Source organism: Akkermansia massiliensis, assembly GCF_018847375.1.
GTDB classification, from domain to species: domain Bacteria; phylum Verrucomicrobiota; class Verrucomicrobiia; order Verrucomicrobiales; family Akkermansiaceae; genus Akkermansia; species Akkermansia massiliensis.
In genome coordinates this window covers 1,262,324-1,285,382 of record NZ_CP072036.1, presented here as the reverse complement: position 1 = coordinate 1,285,382, position 23,059 = coordinate 1,262,324, and the positions used below count along the sequence as shown (strand labels likewise).

13 protein-coding genes are annotated in these 23,059 nt (G+C 56.0%); 7 read left to right on the top strand and 6 right to left on the bottom strand.

What is annotated here, in order from left to right; all coding sequences use genetic code 11:
• Positions 1-55: 55 nt before the first annotated feature.
• Together J5W70_RS05325 and J5W70_RS05320 are read left to right on the top strand one after the other, a co-directional pair.
• Complete coding sequence (locus J5W70_RS05325; RefSeq protein WP_022396860.1) at positions 56-2,326, top strand: ribonuclease R family protein; 2,271 nt, start codon at positions 56-58, stop codon at positions 2,324-2,326.
• 305 nt (positions 2,327-2,631) lie between these two features.
• A complete protein-coding gene (locus tag J5W70_RS05320; protein WP_022396859.1) occupies positions 2,632-2,970 on the top strand; it encodes a cupin domain-containing protein in 339 nt (112 codons plus the stop codon).
• A 50-nt stretch (positions 2,971-3,020) separates the two neighbouring features.
• On the opposite strand, the gene pbpC is transcribed toward J5W70_RS05320, so the two are convergent.
• The 4 genes from pbpC to J5W70_RS05300 all read right to left on the bottom strand — a co-directional run bounded on the left by pbpC (position 3,021) and on the right by J5W70_RS05300 (position 13,027).
• The gene (gene pbpC, locus J5W70_RS05315) at positions 3,021-5,306 is read right to left on the bottom strand and encodes a penicillin-binding protein 1C (RefSeq protein WP_180973657.1); all 2,286 of its coding nucleotides are present in this window, start codon (positions 5,304-5,306) and stop codon (positions 3,021-3,023) included.
• A gap of 31 nt (positions 5,307-5,337) precedes the next feature.
• Positions 5,338-11,529, bottom strand: a complete 6,192-nt coding sequence (locus J5W70_RS05310; RefSeq protein ID WP_215832965.1) for an alpha-2-macroglobulin family protein — start codon at positions 11,527-11,529, stop codon at positions 5,338-5,340.
• Between the two features lie 452 nt (positions 11,530-11,981).
• The gene (locus J5W70_RS05305; RefSeq protein WP_147553811.1) at positions 11,982-12,353 is read right to left on the bottom strand and encodes a hypothetical protein; all 372 of its coding nucleotides are present in this window, start codon (positions 12,351-12,353) and stop codon (positions 11,982-11,984) included.
• A 92-nt stretch (positions 12,354-12,445) separates the two neighbouring features.
• Positions 12,446-13,027, bottom strand: a complete 582-nt coding sequence (locus J5W70_RS05300; RefSeq protein WP_147553812.1) for a hypothetical protein — start codon at positions 13,025-13,027, stop codon at positions 12,446-12,448.
• Positions 13,028-13,163: 136 nt separating this feature from the next.
• Here J5W70_RS05300 and J5W70_RS05295 point away from each other — a divergent pair, with 136 nt between their 5' ends.
• Together J5W70_RS05295 and J5W70_RS05290 are read left to right on the top strand one after the other, a co-directional pair.
• Complete coding sequence (locus tag J5W70_RS05295) at positions 13,164-18,320, top strand: RHS repeat domain-containing protein (RefSeq protein WP_215832964.1); 5,157 nt, start codon at positions 13,164-13,166, stop codon at positions 18,318-18,320.
• A gap of 47 nt (positions 18,321-18,367) precedes the next feature.
• Complete coding sequence (locus tag J5W70_RS05290) at positions 18,368-19,144, top strand: hypothetical protein (RefSeq protein ID WP_022396595.1); 777 nt, start codon at positions 18,368-18,370, stop codon at positions 19,142-19,144.
• Positions 19,145-19,245: 101 nt separating this feature from the next.
• Here J5W70_RS05290 and J5W70_RS05285 read toward each other — a convergent pair whose 3' ends face one another.
• On the bottom strand, positions 19,246-19,488 hold the full coding sequence (locus J5W70_RS05285) for an alpha-isopropylmalate synthase regulatory domain-containing protein (protein WP_022396596.1): 243 nt from the start codon (positions 19,486-19,488) through the stop codon (positions 19,246-19,248).
• A gap of 37 nt (positions 19,489-19,525) precedes the next feature.
• On the opposite strand from J5W70_RS05285, the gene J5W70_RS05280 reads away from it, so the two are divergent.
• From J5W70_RS05280 to J5W70_RS05270, 3 genes are all read left to right on the top strand, one after another.
• Complete coding sequence (locus J5W70_RS05280; RefSeq protein ID WP_102730848.1) at positions 19,526-20,689, top strand: RHS repeat domain-containing protein; 1,164 nt, start codon at positions 19,526-19,528, stop codon at positions 20,687-20,689.
• Between the two features lie 113 nt (positions 20,690-20,802).
• The gene (locus tag J5W70_RS05275) at positions 20,803-21,039 is read left to right on the top strand and encodes a hypothetical protein (RefSeq protein WP_102730849.1); all 237 of its coding nucleotides are present in this window, start codon (positions 20,803-20,805) and stop codon (positions 21,037-21,039) included.
• 91 nt (positions 21,040-21,130) lie between these two features.
• Positions 21,131-21,700, top strand: a complete 570-nt coding sequence (locus J5W70_RS05270) for a hypothetical protein (protein WP_146021356.1) — start codon at positions 21,131-21,133, stop codon at positions 21,698-21,700.
• Between the two features lie 615 nt (positions 21,701-22,315).
• Here the strand turns inward: J5W70_RS05270 and J5W70_RS05265 are convergent.
• A complete protein-coding gene (locus J5W70_RS05265; RefSeq protein WP_022396791.1) occupies positions 22,316-22,879 on the bottom strand; it encodes a cob(I)yrinic acid a,c-diamide adenosyltransferase in 564 nt (187 codons plus the stop codon).
• Between the last annotated feature and the right edge of the window lie 180 nt (positions 22,880-23,059).

Below are 23,059 nucleotides of genomic sequence, written 5' to 3'. Positions count from 1 at the left end.
GCCTTATGATGGCATCAATGGGAATGGAAGACTCCTTTCCCGGAACTTCCGCAAGATGAATAATTCCCTTAAAGACCGCCTGGTCCGTCACATGGAAGACGGACATTACGAACCCCAGAGCAAATCAGAACTGGCCCGCGCCCTGAACGTGGATTCCCGGCAGAAGCAGGACTTCCGCGCCATTGTGGACCAGCTGGAGGAGGAAGGCAGGCTCGTGCGGCTGCAAAAGGGGAGATACGCCCTGAAACGGGAACGCCGGAACCTGGTGCACGGCATGATCCGCATTCTGCGCTCCGGCAAGATTCTTTTTCTCCCCAAAAAGGGGGATCCCGCCGCGGCGGACCTGGGGTGGGATCTGGAGGCCATTCCGGAGCTGGAGCTCAAGCCCAACCACCTGGGAACCGCCCTGGACGGGGACCGCGTGGCCGTGCGCGTGGAACGCAAGGCGGCCAAGGGCCGGAGAAACGTCCGCAGGGACCGCTTTTCTTCTCCGGATACCGGCATGAAAGCCCGCGTGGAGGAAGTGACGGAACGCGCGCGCTCCCGCTGGCTGGGCGTTTTCCGCGCCGGAAAGAACAAGCTGGGCCGCGTGCTCGGGGACGGCGTAGGCTCTCCGGAATACATTGAACTGGTGGAAAAACCCGCCATGGAGGTGCTTCCCGGCCAACTGGTTTCCGTGGAACCCGTGTCCCGCGGGGAAGAAAAGAAGGCCCCGCGCGGGAAAATCGTGGAGGTGCTCGGCTACCCGGACGATCCCCACGTGGACATGGAAGCCGTCATCAGAAAGTATGACCTGCCCGTGGAATTCCCCGCCTCCGTGCTTCAGGAGGTGGAATCTTTCCGGAAAAACCCTTCTTCCGCGGAACTGGGCCGCCGGGAGGACTGGACGGACCGCACCGTCATCACCATTGACCCGGCAAGCGCCAGGGATTTTGACGACGCCATCTCCATCACGGCCACTCCATCCGGCTGGACGCTGGCCGTCCACATCGCGGATGTCTCCCATTTTGTGAAGCCCGGCGGCGCGCTGGATGAGGAAGCCCTGCGCCGCGGCAACTCCACCTACCTGCCGGACCGCGTCCTTCCGATGCTGCCTCCCCGCCTTTCCGATGATTTGTGCAGCCTGCGGCCGGACGTCGTGCGCCTGACGAAGGTATGCGAAATGAAGTTTGATAAAAAGGGGAAGATGCTCCACGCCCGCTTCGCGGACGCCTTCATCCGCAGCAAGGCGCGCCTGACCTACCAGGAGGCCTTCACCATGCTGAAAGGGCATGACAAGGGGGAAGTTTCCTCCATGGTCCGTGAAGCCTGGAAGCTGGCCTCCATCCTGCGCCGCAACCGCTACGCCAAGGGAGCCCTGGACCTGGACTTCCCGGAAGTGCGCGCCGTCATGGACAAGGACGGCCACGTGACGGACATCATCACGGAAGAGTACGATGAGAGCCACCAGCTCATTGAGGAGTGCATGCTGGCCGCCAACGAGGCCGTGGCCCTGACGCTGAAAAACAGGAACCGCCCCACCATCTACCGTGTCCATGAAGAACCGGATTCCGCCAAGCTCTTTGAATTCGGCCAGTTGTGCAAACTGTACGGGCACCCCGTCCACGACATCGGCCAGCGCCAGTACCTTAATGAGCTGATGAAGTCCATCAAGGGTTCCCCGGACGAGCAATTGCTCAAGCTGGCGCTCCTGAAAAGCCTGATGCGGGCCAGGTACGACACGGAGCCCCTGGGCCATTACGGCCTGGCCACCGCCAATTACTGCCACTTCACCAGCCCCATCCGCCGTTACGCGGACCTGGTGGTTCACCGCTCCCTGAATCCCCTGCTGGCCAATCCCCCCAAGGGGGCCAAAGGCGCCGGCAGCGTAGGCAGGCTGGAGGAGGACGCGGAACACATTTCAGAGACGGAGCGCACTTCCGCCAGTGCGGAAAAGGACGCCAACCGGATGAAGCTTTTCGAATGGCTGGAAGGCCAGTGCTATGCGGACCATCCGGAAGTGCACGAGGCCCTGATTACGGAAACGCGCCACTTCGGCGTGCTGCTGGAAATCCCGCGCCTCCAGATCAAGGGGCTGATCAAGCCGGACAAGCTTCCCGGCGGCCGCTGGGTGTACGAGGCATTCGCCAACCGCTGGAAGAGCGACCACGGCTCCGTGCTGTGCGCAGGGCTGCGCATTCCCGTCATTCCCGTGAAAGTGGACCGGGAACAGCAGTGGGCGGATTTTACCATCGCCTCACGGGAGGAACGGCGGCAGCCGGAAAAGACAGCCTCCCCAGGCAGAAAGGAGAAGCGCACGCCCGGCCGCAGGCGGCGGAACCGCTGACGGCACACGCCCGCAGGCGGGAACGGCCACATGCGGGCGTTAAATCCGGTTCTCCTTGCAGCAGAATCAAATCTGTATTTTTTCACCAAAATTTTCTTGAAGCAAATTGTACTTTTCATGTATAAAATGGTTGCTGTTTACTTGTGAACCCGACCCCACGCCTATGAACTCAGGACGTTGAACCCGTAAGTAAGCACCATATGAATGCTGAATGCCAAGGTCCGCTCCCGGGTCTGGAGCGGACCTTTTTCCCGGAAGCCTGTCATGGCGGAAACGGGAAGGGGAAATGAGTGTGTCCAACCTGCATGACAGCAATTCAGCATATCCCCGAACGGGCGCCTTTCAATTACGCTGACCTGATTGAATACCGCGAAGGGCAAATCACCAGCCTGGCCCTTGTGCGTTCCAAAGGCGTCAACATGACCATCCTGGCTTTTGACGACGAGCAGCTCCTCCCCACCCACCAGACGCCCGGCCCCGCCCTGGTGCAGATTCTGGACGGGACGGCGTATTTTACCGTGGGCAATGAAGAGGTCAACCTTCCGCAGGGCAAGACTCTCCTGATTCCCGCCGGAGTGCCTCATTCCGTCATTGCGCAGGAACGGTTCAAGATGCTGGTCACCTCCATCCTGCCGCTGGACTGAGCGGAACGCTTTTTCCACGTGCGCACGGGAGGAAAACTCCCGGCTTCTTGTTACAGTTCCCTGACGGTAATTGACGAACGCTGCTCCAGGTTCAGCTCCGGATGGCGCACGGTAATGACGTGCGCTCCCGGTTCCAGCAGCACGGAGGCCTCTTCTCCATACTGCACGACGGTCAGGGTGGGGGATGACCACACCGCCCCCGCCGGCAGGTTGGAGCGCAGTTTGAGCCTGCGTCCCCCGCCGGGCAGTTCCGGATCCAGCGCCAGGCGCGAGCCGTCTGCCGGAACCAGGATGCGGGGAGCCTCCCCGGACCACGCCCGCGGAAGCAGGCAGAAGGTATTCCCCACCGTGCAGGAAGGACTGGTAAACCACTCCGTATAACGGCTGTCCAGATATGCCCGTCCCACGGCATCGTAATCCGCCGGGGAGGCCGGCTGCGGCATCGTTTCCGGGGAAGCCCATTCCTCCCGGACATGGGCTTGCGGCAGATCCAGCCCCTCCGCCCTCTTTCCGGTGCGGGAATCAATGCGGATGCGCACCATGCCGGGAGGGGGACCGGGGAAGGAAGGGGCAAGATTGCGGTGAGCCAGCCTCATGACCCCGGCAAAAATGGGGGCCGCTCCATCCATGCCCCCCACCTGCTTCATGGGGGAGGCGTCAAAATTGCCCACCCAGACGCCAACCGTGATTTCACGGGTGAAGCCCACGCACCAGTTGTCGCGGAAATCGGAGGAAGTGCCCGTCTTGCACGCATACCGGAAGGGAAGGTTCATCAGCTCCCGGTCATGGAACGCCGCCATCCGGGCTTCCCGGTCCGCCAGAATGTCCGCCGCCATGAAGCAGGCTTCCGCAGGCAGTACGGGCCGTTCCGGAACGGAAGCACCCTGCTCCAGCTTCAGGGGGAGGAAGGAGCCTCCGCGCGCCAGGCACGCATAAGCCCCGGTCAAATCCCGCAAGGTCACCTCCGCATTGCCGATGGCGAGGCCCAGGCCGTAATGCGCGGCGTCTCCCTGGATGCCCCGGATACCCAGGTTTTCCAGCAGTTTCAGTAGCCGTGACGGGCCGCCGAAGGTATCCAGAACCCTCATGGCCGGGATATTCTGGGAACAGGCCAGGGCCTGCCTGACGGAAACGGGACCCATGTAGGCCCTGTTGTAATTCTGCGGCGCTTCCAGCCCGTGCGCGCTCCGGTACGTGGTGGGAACGTCCGGAAGAACGGTTCCCGGATAGGCCCCCAGGACAAATGCCTGGGCGTACACGAAAGGCTTCAGGGCGGAACCGGGGGAGCGCGGCAGGGAAGTCCCGTCCATCAGCCCTCCCGCCGGATGCTTCCGGTCCGCGGAACCGACCAGGCAAAGAATGTTCCCCGTGGCGTTTTCCACCACAATTACGGCGGCCTGTGTCACATGATGGCCTTTCAAGCGTTCCAGCTCCCTCCTCACGATTTCCAGCGCGCTGCGCTGCAGGGAGGCGTCCAGCGTCGTGCGCACCTCCCCCGTCCGTCCTGCGTGCATCAGGGCGGCTGTTACATGGGGAGCCGCCGGCTGCCGCCCTTCTTCCGTTCCGGCGCTGAACAGGGGTTCCTGCAAGGCCCTGTTCACCATGTCCGCCGGGAACATGCCTTCCTCCTCCAGGCGACGCAGAACGCGGTTCCGCCGTTCCAGCGCACGTTCCGGATGCCGGAGGGGGTTCAGAAAGGACGGCCCCTGCGGCAACCCCGCCAGCAGGGCGCATTCCGCCAGGGACAGGCGGGACATCTCCCGGCCAAAGTAGAAACGCGCCGCCGCGGCGGGCCCCCGGCGCAGATTGCCGTAATCCAGGAGGTTGAAATAGGACTCCAGAATTTCCTCCTTGCTCATGCTCATCTCCATGCGCCGGGCCTGAAAAAACTCCCGGGCCTTGGTCCACAGGTTCCTGCGTGCGGGAGGATTGGCATTCTTGGCGAGCTGCTGGGTGATGGTGGACGCTCCGGACACAACCTCCCCGCCTGCGGCATTCGCCGCCGCGGCGCGGGCCAGCGCCAGGAAATCCGCCCCTCCGTGGCTGAAAAAGCGTTTGTCTTCCGCCGCCAGCGTAGCCTTAAGAAGCATGTCCGGAACCTCCCGGAGCCGGACAGGCTCCGTGTGGTAATAATCCGGTCCCGGCAATGTGGCGATTCTGCCGCCGTCCCTGTCCAGGACCACGGCGCCCCGCTCTTCCGGATGGAGCAGCCCTTCCGGCAGGGGAACCAGCCAGGGCACGGCATACCATGCAAGCAGCCACGCGGCGGCCAGCCCTCCGGCAGTCCAAAGAAGGGTTTTCCGTTGAAGGAGCTTTTTGAAAACCGCCCTGTTCATAGATCTGCGCCGCATCATGAAAACACTGCACTTACTTCCCCGCGGAGACGGTCAGTTTCTGGGGAATGCTCAATCCGTAGGTTTCCGGCTTGTACATCAGCTCCGCCTTGGCGGACGGGGCGATAACGGAGCCGGACTTGGTCACCCTCGCCAGGTAGCGTGCCGTAAAGCGGCCTCCCGACCAGGAATCGGCGAAAAAGCGCACCCGGTCCTTCAGGAATTCACGGTGGGAAACCCACCAGCTCCAGTAGAACCAGCGGTTTCCTGCATCCGCCGTCTCGCTCTCCCGGCCTCCCGGTATCTGGGAAAGCAGCGCCGGATTGACGGCTTCAAAAGCGGAGGGCAGGTAATCCTCCATCACCACATACGTCAGCGGGTCAGCGGACTTGTCCACGTGCAGCGTAATCCTCACCAGGTCCCCCACGGCAAACTCCGCCGCAGGCGTCCAGGTTCCTTCCGGAGAAAGCCTTTCATAAACGCGGGAAACGGCAAAGCCCCTGTTGACGGCGGCTCCGTCCTGCTGCGTTTTGCTGCGTCCGCGGGCCTCCGCCATGCCGTATACCCGGGTTCCCGCTTCCGGAAGGCTGAGCACGGCCTTCTCCCCAACCGCGGTCAGGAACCGGGACGGGGAAGACACGGAGCATATCCCGTCAAACGTCCGGCCGCCGCGGTCCACGCGGAAGGCGGCGGAAAGGGGCGCCTCCTGCAATCCTTCCAGGTATTCCCCCAGCAGAATCACATCCCAGCCGGAAGTCCAGGTGGAATAGGGGGCCCTTCCTCCGAAAGATCCGGACGTCCTGTCCACGATCAGGCGTTCCAGCCTTTCCCGGACAGCCCGGTCACCGGGGGCCTGCGCCATCTCCGCCAGCGCCAGCAGAAGACGGCAGCGGGGCTGTTTCATTTCCTCCCCGGAAACATTCATCAGGCTCCGGGCCTGCGCCTTTGCCTCCGCACGGGAAGAGAGGGCCGCCGCCAGAGCCACGTACAGGCGGTCTTCCGCCCTCAATTCAGCGGCATGGTCCAGCAGGCGGTTGAGCAGGGACGCGGGCATGAGCCCCGCCCTGGCCAGCACCCATGCCCCCAGGAGCCCCTCCCGCGGGCGGGCGGACAGAGAACGCCCCAGATAGGCGTACAGCTTGTTGAGGCCCTGTTCCGGAATGTAAACCCCCTGCTCCCGCGCCAGGGTCAGCACCAGAGCGGCATACGCGCAGTACTCGCTCACCTCCGTGCCTCCCTGCCAGTAGGACAGGGCGCCGGAAGAAAGCTGGTTTTTCATGATTTTGTAAACGCCGCTCCGGAGGGCCCTGGAACGGTCCTCCGGCGATTTTCCCTTGAAACCGGGGAGATATTTGGCCAGGAGCGGTTCATAAATCCAGGGCAGCGTGGAGGAGGAAAGCTGTTCCAGGCATCCGTACGGATAACGCAGCAGGTAATTCACGCTGCCGTCCGCATACAGCAGGGGGGACGTGCCCAGCGTCACCCGGATGGGGGTGCCTTTCAGGAAGGGAGTCGCCAGCAACCCCGGCAGATCCAGCGTCCGGCCGGAGGAAAGCGAGAAGCAGCGCAGCTCCCTCAGCTCCGGGAAGGGAGGCACCACCTCAAACGTGTGCTCCACGGAATCCTTCAGCAAGGAATAAACGCCGGAGGAATAAGGCGTGCCGCTGCCGTCTGCGGCGCGGATTTCCCAGGTCAGCCGGGCTTCCCCCGGCTGCGTGAATTTTACGTTGAACACCAGCGTTTTCGGCTGGTTCCCGTTCAAAGTCAGCGTCTGGACGGGCTGGGGCACCGAAGCCGCAGCGGTCCCGGATTTCAGCGTGACCACCCACGGGCCCTTCCTGTCCCCCGTCTGGCTGACCGTCACCGGAATGTCCAGGGAATCACCCTCCGTTGCGGTAAAGGGGGGAGCGGGTTCCAGCATCACGGGCTTGTTTACCACATAGGCGCTTTCCCCGGTTCCGAAATCGGCAGCTCCCGCCAGGGCGACCGCCATCACCCGGTAGCGGGTCAGCGTATCCGGATTCCTGTACTCGGTCTTGAAACGGCCCTCCCCGTCCGTACGGAGGGAGGCCAGCCACACGGCGCACGGGTTGAAATTCTTCCTTAAATCCAGGTTCTCCGGCGCTTTGCGGGAGCCGTCGGAGGAATCTCCGCCGCCGATGAAAACTCCTTTGTTGTCCGTGGAGCGGCCACCCCAGTCTTCATCCAGAATTTGTTCCAGCGTCGTCCACGTGCCCACGGACAGGGGGCGGTCCGCATAGAAGTACCGGATGGGACGGGGAGTCTGGTACCCGATGACCTGTAAGGTGCCTTCATCCTCCGCAAACAGGCATACCTCCGCATTCCGAACCGGCCTGCCGGAATAATCCGTCACCACGCCGCTGACCACGGCGGGGGAACCGGGCCGGGACATCCCGGCGGGGGGAAACACCTTTACATTCAGGGTATGCTGGACAGGCTGAACCTTCAGCGCGGCATATCCCAGCTTCAACTGGGGATTGCGGACCTTGCGGCTGCTCAGGTCCGCCCCCTTCACCAGGAAAACGGAAATATAGACATTCGGCGCGTCCGCCTCTTCCAGAGGCACCTCAATCACGGGATTGTCCAGCGTCAGCTTTCTGGCAAAACTCCGGAGCACCTTTTCCCGCTCCACCGTCACCATCACCTCCCCCTCAATGGGCGTCTGGATCAAGAGACGGGCCGTCTCTCCCGGCTTGTACAACTGCTTGTCAGGGATGATCTTCACCTTCAGGCCGTCATGGTACTCCCACGGGGAAACGTCGCTGCCGTAAACCCAGTACTTTACGGCAGTGCGGAATTCCCGTCCTTCCGCGTCCCTGCCGGAAAAAGCCACCTCGTAAATACCGTCCTGCGGGGTGGGAACGGAGACGGCTTTTCCTCCCGTACGGACATCCGCGGAATCCGCCGGGGCAAGCGTCAGGGCCTTTTCCAGCACCGTGCTCCTTACCTCGTCATTGCGCACGGTGGTGGCATCTCCGCTCTCGTAGCGCGCGGGACGGAAAGCGGTGCGCGTCACGGTCATGTTGAGATCAAGGCCGCTGCCCGCATAGGGCTTGCCGTCCAGCCCCAGGGCAATCAGGCGCAAATCCAGGGGCGTTCCCTGGCGGCAGATGGAAGAACTGTTCTTCACGCCCACAAACACGGAAGCCGGATTCCAGACGGCGCCTCGGGAAACCTTGACCAACTGCTCATTCCCGTTTACCACGGAAGCCTGGAGGGACAGCCTCCTGACCCGCGGGAAGGACTGCCCGTCCAGGGAGAACTCCACGGTATTCCTGCCTTCCCCGTCCAGCACGGAGGACTGCTGCTTCATGTGGGAGGAGGAACGGCTGCTGGAATAACCGTAATAGGCCTCCCAGTAGCCCCCATCGTCATCACGGTAATCCCCGAAACGGTAATCCTTGTATCCGGCAGGATAAAAGTTGGAGGGAGTACTGCGCAGGGACCAGTTCACCTTGCCGCCTGAAACAGGCGTGCCGGTAAAATTCGTGGCCTTCACATCCGCCTTCAGGAGATGAGCGCCGGGCTTCAATTCATGAATCTTCTCCTCCACTTCAAACTCGTTCCGCTTGAACTCGGCTACTTCCACCTCATACCGGAACTCCCGGTTATTCTTGTCAAACTCCTTCCGGTAATACTTCTTGTAATCGTATTCGTCGGAGGAATCATCCTCTGCCCCTTCTTTTTCCTCTTCCGCGGAATCCCCTTTCAGCCGCAGGCTGGCAAGGACGCTGTAAGTTCCCGTCTCTTCCCCGGGAAACGTGAAATCCAGGTCAAAGGTTCCCACATCGGACAACTTCACCTGCTTGACGGCTACTTCCCGGTCCCGTCCGTCCCTGACCGTCAGCTTGACCTCCTCCACGGGAGCGAGGCCCAGCCTGTTGTCCAGCAGGGAGCGCACGATTCCCTTCAAATGCATGGTCTCCGCCGGGCGGTACAGGTTCCTGTCCGAAAACATGAACACCCTCGTTTCCGCGGTAGTGGCGGGATTCAGCCCCAGGGCTTCCCATTCGTAGGGCAGCGTCTTCACGCCAAAGGACCACATCCTCACCTGCCCCGGCCAATCCTCCAGGGGGCTCAGGTAACTGTCCACCCCGGACAGGACGCGAACATAGGCGGCCTTTCCGTTCATCCCGGCCATGGGCAAAATCACGGAACCGTGCTCCACGGGAACGGAAGCCAGAACGGAGCCGTTCGCATCCAGCAATTGGACCTGCGCTTTTTCCACCGCTTTTCCGGTGGAAAGGGAATACACGTAAGCAAACATGGTATCCGCCGTCTTTTTATGCAGAACGCCCAAATCCGTCACCTGCACGACGGCCTGCGCGGCGTAGGATGCCTCCTTTCCATCGAACTTCCTTCTGCCTCCGTTTTCCGACGGCACGCCAAACAGCCTGTACGCCTCCAGCACCGGATCACTGACACGGCCTTCCACCTCAATGAAATACATGCCTGGCTCCACGGCTCCGCCAAACAGGCCGTCCAGGCTGATGGCCGCTTCCGTTTTGCCGCGCACGTCCAGTATCAGCGCGCCCGTCTTATCCGCCGCAAGAAGCTCCGCAGGCAGAAAATGTCTTTGGTCGCGGTCCGTCACGGTACGGGAAAGGGGCGCGGACTGGTCCCGTTCATAAATCTTCCGGTAGGCCGCCAGCGTCTGGTGCCGGTGGCCGTCCCTGATCCGGTAGCCGCGCACCGTCAAATCCTTCAAATTGCTCACGGAGGCTTTCAACTTGCGGGCTCCGGCGTACATGACGCCGTTGTTGCCCGCATCCAGATACAGGCACGGATCCTCCGGCTCCACTTCCACGGAACCTTCCGCATTCTTTCGCGCCAATTCCTGATCATCCACGGACCGGACGCCCTTCAGCCTCCATTGCAGTTTAAAAACGGCCTCGTCTGCGCTCACCAGAAAAGGCAGGGACGTATACCACTGGGACCGGGCATGCTTCATCTCCGCCAGCCGTTCCCTGTCCAGGCGGATTGCTATTTTTCCGGCCGTTTCCGCATCCTCTCCGTCAAGGGATGTCGTAAAGCCTCCCTCCTGATCACCGTAAGCCATCGGCTTCCCGCCGCCCTCCACGAAAAACTCCACATGGTCCCGGCAGAACCGTTCCAAATCCTCAATCCGGACAGGGAGAGTCCATTCCAGAGTAAACCGGCCTCCGTTCCCGGAAAACGCATGGTAATAACCGGAGGCGGAAAAACGGGGCACGGCCCCCAGTTTGATTTCTTCCCATCCGGTTTTCTGCCCTCCTCCCCGGGAGGACAGGAAGGAAGCATCCAAACTGACCAGGCAATAATTCCTGCCATACCGGAACATTCCTTCTGGCTGAATGACATACACGCCGGGAACAACCATGCCGTCCGGACGGCCTCTGAACCTTCCCTCCCCCGCAATATTTCTCACACGGTAGGATTTGGCGTCTCTCACCTCCTTCAACGTGGCAGGCCTTAGCCGGAACCCCGCATCGTTCCCCCCGGCGCCCGCCTTGAGCCGCTTCATAAAACCTGCGGACTTCAACTGCTCTTCATCTGAAACGCCGGCAAAACGGAGGTTCTTTTCCAATGCCTCCTTCCATGAGCAATAACCGGGAAGCATCAGGAACCCCTTGCCGTCGCGATACAAGCCATTCGCAGGATTGCCCCTGTCCGGAACTGCGTCGGGAACCACCAGGAAAAAACTCTCCCACGGGTAAACTTCACTGCCCTGCCAGCCCCTGTCCATGGAAGACAGGAAGAAATTCCAGGTCGTGCGCCCCGTCAGACGCAGCGGAACGGACGGCACCAGGGAACCGTCCAGAAAACGGACATTCTCCGCCGGTTTCCATAGATAGGAGGACCGGAAGGGAACCTCCTCCTGCGGAACGCACTCCAGCACGTTGGGGGTAATCCATTTGGAAGAAAACTTCAAGGAAGGGGGAACGAACATCAGCTTCGCGCCTTCCGGCATGGCCGTCCCTGCGCCGTTGCCCAGCGCCAGTTCCACCGGTTTCTTCTCCGGGGAAAAGGACATCAGTTCCGGGTCCGCCGGTTTTCCCACCTCGGAAGCGGGCACCACGGCCTTGTCAAACACCAGTTGAAACGGCTTCCCTTTTTCCAGATGGGACGGAGAGGAAGACGGATAGCGCACCGTAGTGTCGGCAATGGATGGAAAAATACCGCAAATTCCTAAGAAGCAGCCAATAGCAAAAGAACAGGTTTTCATGGGAGGAGGGTAATTCTATGTACCCATCTTCTCCTCTTTTTAAGTCTTCAACACAAGCAGAAAATCCGCAAGCGGCAAAAAATAGAGATAAAAGTCGTTACCACTTGATGAAGTTTCTTTTGTACCTTGAATAATGTTCTATAAAAACTCCTTTCTTATGCTCACTAGGATGGTAGTGCGGTCATGAATCCAACCGGTAATTTTTAAATGCAATAACTCCAATGGAACGCGGGAAACTTGGTTCATCAGAGAAAAATCTCCTTTACCTTTTGCTAGTATTTCTCTTCCTGCACGCTGTCTTTTACCCTGGCAATGGGTAAATTTTGAAAATATGGCAAAGAAATATGTGCCACCGGAGAAGAATCCCCTCCCTTTTCCCACGTTGCCATCCGCCTCAAAAACTCACCAAATATCATAACGTTCCCGGCGTGTTTACGTTGTTAGTTTTTGATTCATGGTAGTCGCAACCATTGAACAAACATCATTTCATTACCATGAACAACACTTTCAACATCGGCGCCATGGACACCGTCTACCCCTTCATTCCCATGTACCCCAACGGGCAGCCACAGGGCGACTTCCTGGTCAACGGCCTCTCCGCTCCCGTCCTTATCCCCAAACGAACTGCTTCCTCCCCCACCCGCCACGAATGGTTCGGATACCTCAAGGTCATGGCTCCCTCCACCTGTTTTCTCCACCTCCACGCCCACTCTTCCATCTCCCTTTCCATTCCCGCCAAGGATCTGGAACTCTCCACGGAGCCGAGTTCTTCCACCCCTCTCCGCCGCCAGATCCAGTTTGACCAGGGATACTACTGGTGCCATATCGTCCACCAACACCAGCCTGCCGCGGAGGACCAACAGGAGTTCTGCATTGCCTTAATGTGCGACAAGGAAGGAGAGCCCGACCTGGATTATTACCTGCTGGCGGAAAACACTCCCGCCGGCAAGGAGGGAGAAACCGTCCTGACTCTGGTCAACCTGTACCAGGAGATGGAAGAAGGAGATTCGTCGAGCAGTTCGGCAGGGGGAGGAGATTCGTTTGAGTTTGACCCCAAGCCAAGCAGCAGTTCGAGCTCTTCCTCCTCGAGCAGTTCGTCTTCCAGCAGCTCTTCGTCTTCATCCAGTTTCCAGCCGAGTTCTTCGGCTCCCGAGCCTCCTGATTCCTCCAGCAGCGCACCGCCTTCTTGTTCCAGTTCGTCGTCTTCCAGCAGTTCGAGTTCTTCCTCGTCCAGTTCCTCCAGCAGCTGGTCGTCTTCCAGTTTCCACAGCAGTTCTTTGGAGCCCCAGGAGCCGGATTCCTCCAGCAGCGCTCCGTCTTCCAGCTCGTCGTCCAGCAGCAGTTCCAGTTCTTCTTCGTCAAGCAGTTCTTCCTGGTCCTCGTCAAGCTCATCGAGTTCTTCGTCTTCTTCCAGTAGCAGCAGTTCCAGTTCCCTTTCCTCTTCTTCCAGCGAGCCAGACCAGGAAGAGGAACCCTGCCCCTGTGAATGTGAGTGCAATGAAGAAGGGGACGAACATTGTGTCCAGACACACCCCACTCCGGGGGATCCCGAGGGAGAGCAGGATTGCCAGGGCAACGCCTGCATCAACCCTCCCTCCCCGGGAGGACCCACGCCTCCGGTTCCCGCCAGGTTCATGCGGACGGCACGCTCTTCCACCACTAATTCCGCGGCTTCCAGCGGCTTTTCCATGCGCTACAACCACCCCATGGCCTGGAGCGCTTCCTTCTCGGCTGACGAGCGCCGCGTCACCGTCAAGCGCCCCTCCGGAAGCCATCTCTATTTCAAGGCCCAGGAGGGAAGCAGCGACGCTTCTCCCATCGGCTCTTCCAGGAAGAGCGACTACCGTGTGAGGCTTCTCAACGAAGATCTTACTCCCAACCTCCAGGGTACTCCCGCTTTCATGGACATGGTTCTTCCCGGCGGCATGGTCCTGCGCTTCTCTTCCTCCACCGGAGAGGTCGTGTCGGTCACCAGCTCTTCGGGCCATGTGACCTCTGCCGAGGAGTACTTCAGCAAGGTCCAGGTCACTTACCATCAAAACGGCTCCCTTGCCAGTGTTTATTCCCGCGCCCAGGGGCTGATGAGAAGCATTCCCGAAGGCGACAGGCTCACCCTGGAGTGGTTTGCTCCCGGCAAGACCGTCCCGGACGGGGAAGGCGGGTTCACCGTTGCCGGAGAGCCCTACAAGACGGCCGTCTATGAAACCTCGCTTGAAAACGGAGTCAAGGTCACCCATATCACCAACCGGCGCGCCGGTCAGGAGCCGCATTTCATCGAACGCCGCGAGGAAGGCAACAAGGTGACCATCGTCAAGGGGGAGGGAGAGGAGCGCATCGTTCGCACCATTGAACGCAACGCCCTGCCCGATTCCAAGTGGGAGCGCATCGAAAGGGTCCAGGGCATCAACGAGGAAGCGCCCGCCTCCTGTACCCGGACAGTGAAGAAGTACACCGACGGCGGCTGGCTGACCATCAGCCGGACGGAGGGATACAAGACCCCTCTGGCCAGAACCACCCTCTATACCTACAACGACCAGTTCCGAGTGTCCCTGGAACTCAAACCCAATGGCGGTTACACGCGCTACGAGTACGACGAGCAGGGCAGAACCGTGCTTTCCGCTGCTCCCTGGGCCGGTGGCGGGGAGAGAGGGACCCGAACCACTTACGCCGACCTGCGCTTCAACGACTTCAGACCCGCTACAGAAACCGAAGTGATCATTGCGGAGGATGGAGAAGAAACCCAGCTTCTCAAGCGCACTTACACGTATGAAGACAGCCCGCAAGTCGGCCGCACGACCGTGACGGAAACCGCTCTGGGTTCCAACCAGGTCCATACGAGTGTAGAGGAGACTTACGGGGAAATGGCGGAGTATCCCTACGCCCGGGGCAGGCGGAAGATGAGCCAGGGCGTCAATGGCGTCCAGACGGTCTATTCCTATGAAGCAGCCGCGGAATACGGAGCCATTCACCAGGTGACGGAGACCGTGCAGGCCAACGGAAGCATCGTTCCAGGACAAAGCACCAGGAACGTAGAGTACATCGCTGAAAACGGCGCCACCACCAGGAAAGAACAATACGTTCACACCGGGAAAGACTGGTCGCTGATTGCCTCGGAGGACTACGAGTACGACGACGAGCAGAGGCTCGTCAAGACGACGAAGGGCAACGGGCGCACCAGCACGACGGAATGGATGTGTTGTGGCCCGTTGAGGGAAACCGATGAAGACGGCATCACCACCAGCTACGGGTACAACTCGGCCAAGCAGCTGGTGGAAACCATCCGCTCGGCGACGGAAACCACGCCTGAAACGATTACTTCCTACAGCTATGATGCGGCGGGAAGGACGATTGCCACGCGCCGCGACATAGGAGCCATGACCACGGTGGAAAGTACAGAGTATGACGATCTGGGACGGGTCATTTCTTCCACGGACGTGCTCGGACGTGTCACGCGAACCGAGTACAGCGAGGACGGACTCACCACTACCGTCACCACTCCGGCAGGCGCTACCCTGATCACCAAAAAGTACTACGATGGCATTGACCTGTTCCACGGCGGCACGGGACAGCGGGGAATTGAAACTCAACTTGAATTGACCGAAGAAGGCATACTGACCACTACCTTGTCCAAGGGAGTCATTCTCTCACGCAATCTGAAAAACGGTTTTGGCCAAATTACCCGGCAGGAACAACCCAATACCAAGGGCAGCTTTATCGTCACCAGGAACTTATACAACGGCAAGGGGCAATCCGTCTGCTCTCAAACGGAGGACCTTGCTCCTATTATCACAGAATACAACGAACTGGGGCAGGCCATGAAGAAAACCGTCCTGCCGGACGAGTTACATCCTGATAACCCTGCTAAAAACAGAATCACTGAGCACTCCTCCTGTTACCGGTTCCGGGAAGACGGCGTCTACCAGGTGCAGGCTTCCACCACCTACAATGCCGATGGACTCCCCCTCACCCAGACCACGGAAAACATGGTCTCCAGACTCAGTGCTGTACTGGAAAACAAATCCATCACCACGGACATCTACGGTCAGCAGAGCGTACAATGGACGGAGTATATTGCCCCAACCAAGCGCACCCAGTTCAGCCGCATTCCCACTTCAAACATGGTAGCCGAGTCTCTTGTCGTGGACGGCTTTACCGTAAGCCAGACCGACCACTCCGGAATCCGTTCCTCACAAACTCGTTCCTACGCCTCCACGGGCATGGTTCTCAAGCAGACGGACTCCAGAGGTAATGTCACCACCACGGAAACCGACCTTGCGGGACGTCCTGTCCAAACTACCGATTCTGCAGGCAACGTGACTACCACCAGCTACTTGCCCTGCTGTGACAATCCCGCCTGCATCACCGACGCCCTGGGGGGAACAGTTTGCTATTCCTACGACATCCGCGGCAGAAAGACGGCCGAGTACGGCACCGCCATTCAGCCGGCCTGCTTCGCCTACGACGAAGCCGATCACATGGTGGCGTTGACTACCTTCCGGTCGAACGAAGAAGACATTACTTCCGATCCTTCCAACCGAACCGACGGAGACACCACCGCGTGGCTCTATGACGAGGCCACGGGGTTGGAATTGAAAAAGACCTATGCCGACGGCTCCCGCATCTCCAAAACCTATGACGAGCTTAATCGTCTGAAGACATTGGCCAAAGCACGAGGCGTTGTGACAATATATACATATGCTTCCCTTACCGGAGAACTTGTCTCCGCCTCCCACAATGACGGTACGCCAGGATGGGAGTTCACCTACAACCATCTTGGGCAGATGATCTCAGTCCGGGACGCCTCCGGCATCAGGGCATTTTCTTATGATGCCTATGGAAGAACGCAACAGGACACTTCCTTTGGAACCGTGGAAAGCTGCATTCAGGAAGAATACGATACCTTTGGTCGTTCGGCCGGCTGCCGCCTGATGGTCGGCACACGCACCGTGCAGCACTCCCACCTTGACTATGACTCCAAAGGCGGCATGATTGGGATAAATCTGGAAGGTCTAAAGTCTCCCTTTACCTGGGAGTACGATCAAACCAGCGGCTTCCTCAACCATCTCACCTACCCCAACGGCATGGTCCGCAATAACGCCTACCACCCCACACTGAACCTTGTAACCGCCATCGGCTACAGGAAGGGAGAGGAGGATGAATTGGCAACCTGCCATGAATACGACTACGACGCTCTGATACGCCCTGTCCAACGCCGGGATTCCTGGGATAAAACAACCCCTGAAACAGTAAGGGATTTTACCTACAATGGCCGCAGCGAGCTGGTGGAAGACCGTATCGGCCGGGGAGGAAGCTTCAACTATCAATACGACAACCTTGGCAACCGCAAGGCCGCCCGTGAACTGGAGAAGGAAGTAGCCTACGAATCCAACCCGCTCAACCAGTACACGGAGATTGCCGGGGAAGGAGAAGATTTTACCCCCGCCTACGATGCCGACGGCAACCAGACCCGCATCATGACCTCAACGGGCATCTGGGAGGTGAGCTACGACGCCAACGACCGCCCCGTGATCTTCACTCAAGAAGACGGAAGAACCGTGATTACCTGCTCCTACGACTACCGGGGAAGGCGTTTCGAGAAGAAGGTCTCCGTCAATGGGGCAGTATCCAGCCATTGCCGGTTCCTGTACCGGGACTACCTGCAGGTAGCTGAACTGGATTTGAGACATCCTGAACCTGTGCTTGTAAAGAGCTACCTGTGGGATCCGACGGAACCTGAGGCAACGCGCGTCCTGATGATGACATGCTGGCAGGAAAACGGAATGAAAGTAAAAGAGCATCTCTACTTCATGCACGATGCCTTGAAGAACGTCACTTCCATCTTCGACGGTCAGCAGAAACAACAAGCCCGCTACGAGTATGCTCCCTTCGGAAGTCCTATCACGGAAGAAGGAGATATGGCCCGGGAGAACAAGTTCAGGTTTTCCTGCGAGTTCTCGGATGACGAATTGGGACTCGTCTACTACAATTACCGCCACCTTAATCCCGCAGACGGCAGGTGGATCAATCGCGATCCTATCGCCGAACAAGGTGGATGGAATTTGTATGGGTTCATTGATAATAGAGTAATAAACTGTATAGATATATTGGGGAAAAAATTATTTATTGTAACATCTTTTCATAATGATGAAACACAATTAATAACATTTACTAAAGATAGAGAAAATATAGTAAAAGAATCAAATAAAATAGAAAAATTTATACAAGCCTATAAAACTCATCTAACCACACAAATAAAAAAGAAAAGAATTTATTTTAATGGGGATATTTATGAAGGAGATGTTAACACTTTAATAAATTATTTTAATGACGATTCAAAAACCTCTTTGAATAATCAAATATCTCCGGAGGAGGCTTTTAAAGCAGCAACAAAAGCTTCTCAACAGAATAAACCTGATGCATTACAATTTGCCGTAATGATTTCACACGGAAAGGGAGAAACAAGAGCTCCAATTTTTGCGGGACAAAATGGAGTAACAATACATCCCTTAATGGAAAAAATTCTAGCGAATAAAAATATTAAAACGATTGCTTGTTTTCATGAAACAGGACATATAAAATCCGTTTATATTTTGTCTCCACTTAGGAGAATATTCAGAGTAAAGACAGGGAATAAAGAATGTAATTTTATTCATTTTTTTACTTCTGATATTACAATTCTTAGAACATCAACGGGACACCATGAACTCAAAACATTAAATCCGAATATGATCAAAATGAATAAATCAAGAGAGGAGATTCTCGAAGAGTGGAAAAAGAAAGAAAAAAAATGAAAAAGATATTTGCTAACTGTTTCAGTATTTTCATTTATTGCATACTTATGGGATTACTACCACTTCAGTCGCTCCATGCCAGTGTCGATTTATTCCATATGCCGTCTCCGAATAACAAAACGGTATTGGTGAAAATCAATCCGGAGGCAGTCAGTTGCATCTACAGCTACCGGCAGTTAGTGGGATGGTGTGAAGAGGAACGGAGCTTTGACTTGGACTCCCAGCTTTGGGGATTGAGTTTTATACTTGGCTGCGGGGAGGAATGTATACAGGCCTACAACCGCAATACGATGCCTCCCCCTCTATTATGGATGATGTTGAGACAGCCTCTTTGCCGTGATTATTTATGGATGGTCACGAGAAATCAACTGCCGGTCGTACAAAAGGAATGGAAATACCTATCTATGTTCCCGGAATGGCCCTGCTCCCGCGGATGGCTTCCGGTTTTGATCATTCCATTCAACCAGGAACTCATTTTCCACAATGGTCGGCAACAGCCTGTAAGCCTGGGAAGCCGCCCTTATTTATGCGTGGTTGTCCAGGGAATCGCCCAGTTGGGCGAATACACCAGAAGGGACCAACATGGAAGGGACAAACGGTACGGCATTTTTTCAACCGTCAACTGGACATTGATGTACGACGTTGAAAACCATTGTTATGCCAATGAATCTCCAGGTACCGTTCAAGTATTTCACTTTAAACCTAAAAGCCATCCCCTGACCACGAAACAGGCTCCCCATATACTTCATTACCATTGTCCCACAATCCCTCCCTTTGATCTTCCGGAAAACATGCCAACACCGGATGAAGTAAAATTTAAATGAATTTTACCTGGAGCACGCCTTCTCTTCCTGGCGGAAGCCGCCTTGCGCTTCAGAGAGAATATAACGATCGTCAAGAGGTCAGTTCTTCAGGGGGCCGTTTATCAGCATTCCGCGCGCCATCTGGCCTGCTCCGTCTTGTAGAGCTTGCACGTGACGGCGTCCGCCAGGGCTTCCAGGCTGGCCTCAATGATGCTGTAGGAAACGCCCACCGTGGTCCAGGTAGCGCCGCCGTCCGAAGATTCAATGAGCACGCGCACCTTGTAGTCGATCAGTGCATTTGCTCCAGTTCCGGGTATCAGCGCGTCAGGACACAGCAGAAAGACGGCCGAGTACGGCACCGCCATTCAGCCGGCCTGCTTCGCCTACGACGAAGCCGACCGTATGATCTCGCTGACTACCTTCAGCGACGGCGAAGGCGACATTACTTCCGATCCTTCCAACCGAACCGACGGAGACACCACCGCGTGGCTCTATGACGAGGCCACGGGGTTGGAATTGAAAAAGACTTATGCCGACGGTTCATTCACAAGCAAGACTTACGACAAATTTAACCGTCTGGAGACGCTGACCAAAGCCAGAGGAATCGTCACTACCTACGCCTATGCTCCTCTCACCGGAGAACTTATCTCCGTCTCCCACAGTGATGATACGCCAGGATGGAAGTTCACCTACAACCACATCGGACAAATGACCTACGTCCGGGATGCCTCCGGCATCAGGGAATGCTCCTACGATGTTTACGGCAACATGATTCAGGACACTTCCTTTGGAACCGTGGAAAGCTCTCTTCAGGAAGAATACGATCCCTTTGGCCGTTCGGCCGGCTGCCGCCTGATGCTTGGAACCCGTACCGTGCAGCACTCCCACCTTGACTATGACTCCAAAGGCGGCATGATTGGGATAAATCTGGAAGGTCTAAAGTCTCCCTTTACCTGGGAGTACGATCAAACCATCGGCCTCCTCAACCATCTCACTTACCCCAACGGCATGGTCCGCAATAACGCCTACCACCCCAAGCTCAACCTCGTAGCCGCCATCGGTTACAGAAAGGGAGAGGAGGAGGAATTGGCAACCTGCCATGAATACGACTACGACGCCCTAATGCGTCCCATTCAGCGACGAGACTCCTGGGATAGCAGTACTACTCCAGAGGTAAGAGATTTTACCTATAATGACCGCAACGAGCTGGTGGAGGACCGCATCAACCGAGAAGGAAGTTTTAGCTACCAATACGACAACATCGGCAACCGCAAGACCGCCCAGGAACTGGAGAAGGAAATAGCCTACGAATCCAACCCGCTCAACCAGTACACGGAGATTACCGGGGAAGAAGAAGATTTTAGGCCTGTCTTCGATGCCGACGGCAACCAAACCAAAATCAAGACTTCCACAGGCATCTGGGAAGTGTCCTACGACGCCAATAACCGCCCCGTCGTTTTCACCAGCCAGGATGGACGGACCATCGTTACCTGCGGCTACGACTACCGGGGAAGGCGCTTTGAGAAGAAAGTGGTCATCAATGGAACAGTATCCAGCCACTCCTGATTCCTGTACCGGGACTACCTGCAGGTAGCCGAGCTGGATTAAGGCATCCTGAACCTGTGCTGGTAAAGAGCTACCTGTGAGATCCAACGGAACCGACGGCAACGCGCGTCCTGATGATGACATGCTGGCAGGAAAACGGAATGAAAGTAAAAGAGCATCTCTGCTTCATGCACGATGCCTTGAAGAATGTCACTTCCATCTTCGACGGTCAGCAGAAACAACAAGCCCGCTACGAGTATGCTCCCTTCGGAAGTCTCATCACGGAAGATGGGGCTTTATCACGTCTTCACCGTCAGAAAATTTCAAAAGAATTTGATATTAAAGGAAGTATGGAAATAGAATATTGTTGAAAAAAGGTGATTCATCAGATAATATAATTTATAAAATTAAACTAATATCCAAGAAAAAGAAATGAAAGTAATACTCGTTCCTCTGCTAGCTATGAGCACGTTTACAACTGCATGCAAAGAACATACCATAAATTCAAAAGAAAAATTGGAAGAACCTGCTAAGCATATTAGGGAAACAGTGACTATATTAAGCTCTCATCCAGAGCTTCATCATTTCCCAGCTTCCTCCAAAATTTGGATTGATAAAGAATTAACATCCTTGGAGGAAAGCAATATAAGTTCAAGACGGCTAGGATATTCCATACGGACTAAGCATCCTGAAATCAAAGAAAAGGTGAAAGGAGTTTTTGCACATTCTATTGATCGCATCTTGCCATCCAAGAAAAATATTGAATTGAACACAATTCAAAAAAATCATCATCTTACAGAGAATATCAGCCATGTCTTAAAAAGAATTAATTCCGTATATAACTCTCTGAATTATCCAGTTATTAATCCGGAAGATATAGAAGCCTGGTGGCAGGATACAGATTGGAAAGAAAAAGAAGGACTTCCCTATGATCATTATTACATCACCGCCCTCATTCTGAAGAACGGCCATACATTGTTTATTTTTGATCGGCGTCCTGTACTGACTGAAGATGAAATTCGTTATTGGTAATCTTGAAAAATCCCATAGAGACAATCTAAATAGATAAATTATTTTTTGAAATTATTACGCCAAATGCTACAAATATTTTTAAAGATCTAAGTAATTCACCTTCAAGGAAGCATATTCAAGACATACATAATCGCACAATTTGATTTTTCTTTGCTCCAAACCCTTAATCCTATTAACAATACCCTGATTTTATTCTACATCTTCTTAATGGAGTTTAGCAATTAATATGCTTGGAGAAAATAATATGTTAAAAAAATTACACAACAGGGAAAATCGAATCTCTAAAAAATCAAAAAAACCTCCCATTCAACAACAGGTGCAATAAAAACAATTCCAAATGAATAATGTTAAGAGTTAGTTCATATTTTTCAAACAGAATTATTCCCTTTAGTCTTGTGGAAATCGCTCTCTTTGTTTTACTTTTTCCGAATTCTTGATGAACAGCGCCAGCCTTTCATTGTTGCCATCCAAATTCCCTCGATGACTGATAAAAACGGCCTTACAAGATTACCCTATATAGTTCCGTTTCAGAATAAAAGGGGGGTTCCAGCATAAGGCTGTTCAAAAATGGAATAAGCCTCCATAGTCTCTCAAAGCAGAAATCATGATGAGGCATTATTTTTGATCTTCTTTCTTTTCTTCCGCATCCAGCGTTTCAAAGCGGGCCAGAACCCAGCAAAGATCGGAAAGGCGGTTGAGGAACAGGGCCGTGTTGACGTTGCTCAGGGCGTTATCCAGCCTCAGCGCCACCACCCGGCGTTCCGCACGGCGGCAGACGGAACGGGCCAAATCAAGCTGGGCCGCTCCCAGGGAACCTTCCTTGCCGGGGCGCGCCCACCCCTTGAAGCGGATGTCGCATTCCTTCTCCAGCAGATGGGCCTGTTCCTCCAACCATGCTACGTCCTCCGCCGTAATGCGGGCATAACCCTTGGCGTCATACTTGGGCAAATCCTCCTCCAGCGTAGCCAGTTCCCCCATGGCCCCCACCAGGCGCGCCTGAACGCCGTCCAGCATTTCCACCGTCCGGGGGCTTACTCCGGAATGGCGCACTACGCCAATCAGGGAATTCAATTCATCCACCGTTCCATAAGCTTCAATGCGCGGGGCCGTCTTGGGGCTCCGTTTGCCGAACATCAGGTCCGTTTCTCCGCTGTCTCCACGCTTGGTGATCACGCTCATACCCTGTACCCTACCATGCCTGCGCGGCCCTGCACGCAAAAAAGAAGGCATCCCACCTCGCCAACGGCGCAAATTCGATGTTCCGGACAGCCGTCCATCCGCTGGCCCTGTTCCCAGTACCCAATCACCCGGGGATTTTGTCCATTGTGGTTAAAATATCTTGTGCCATTCCTTTCCAGG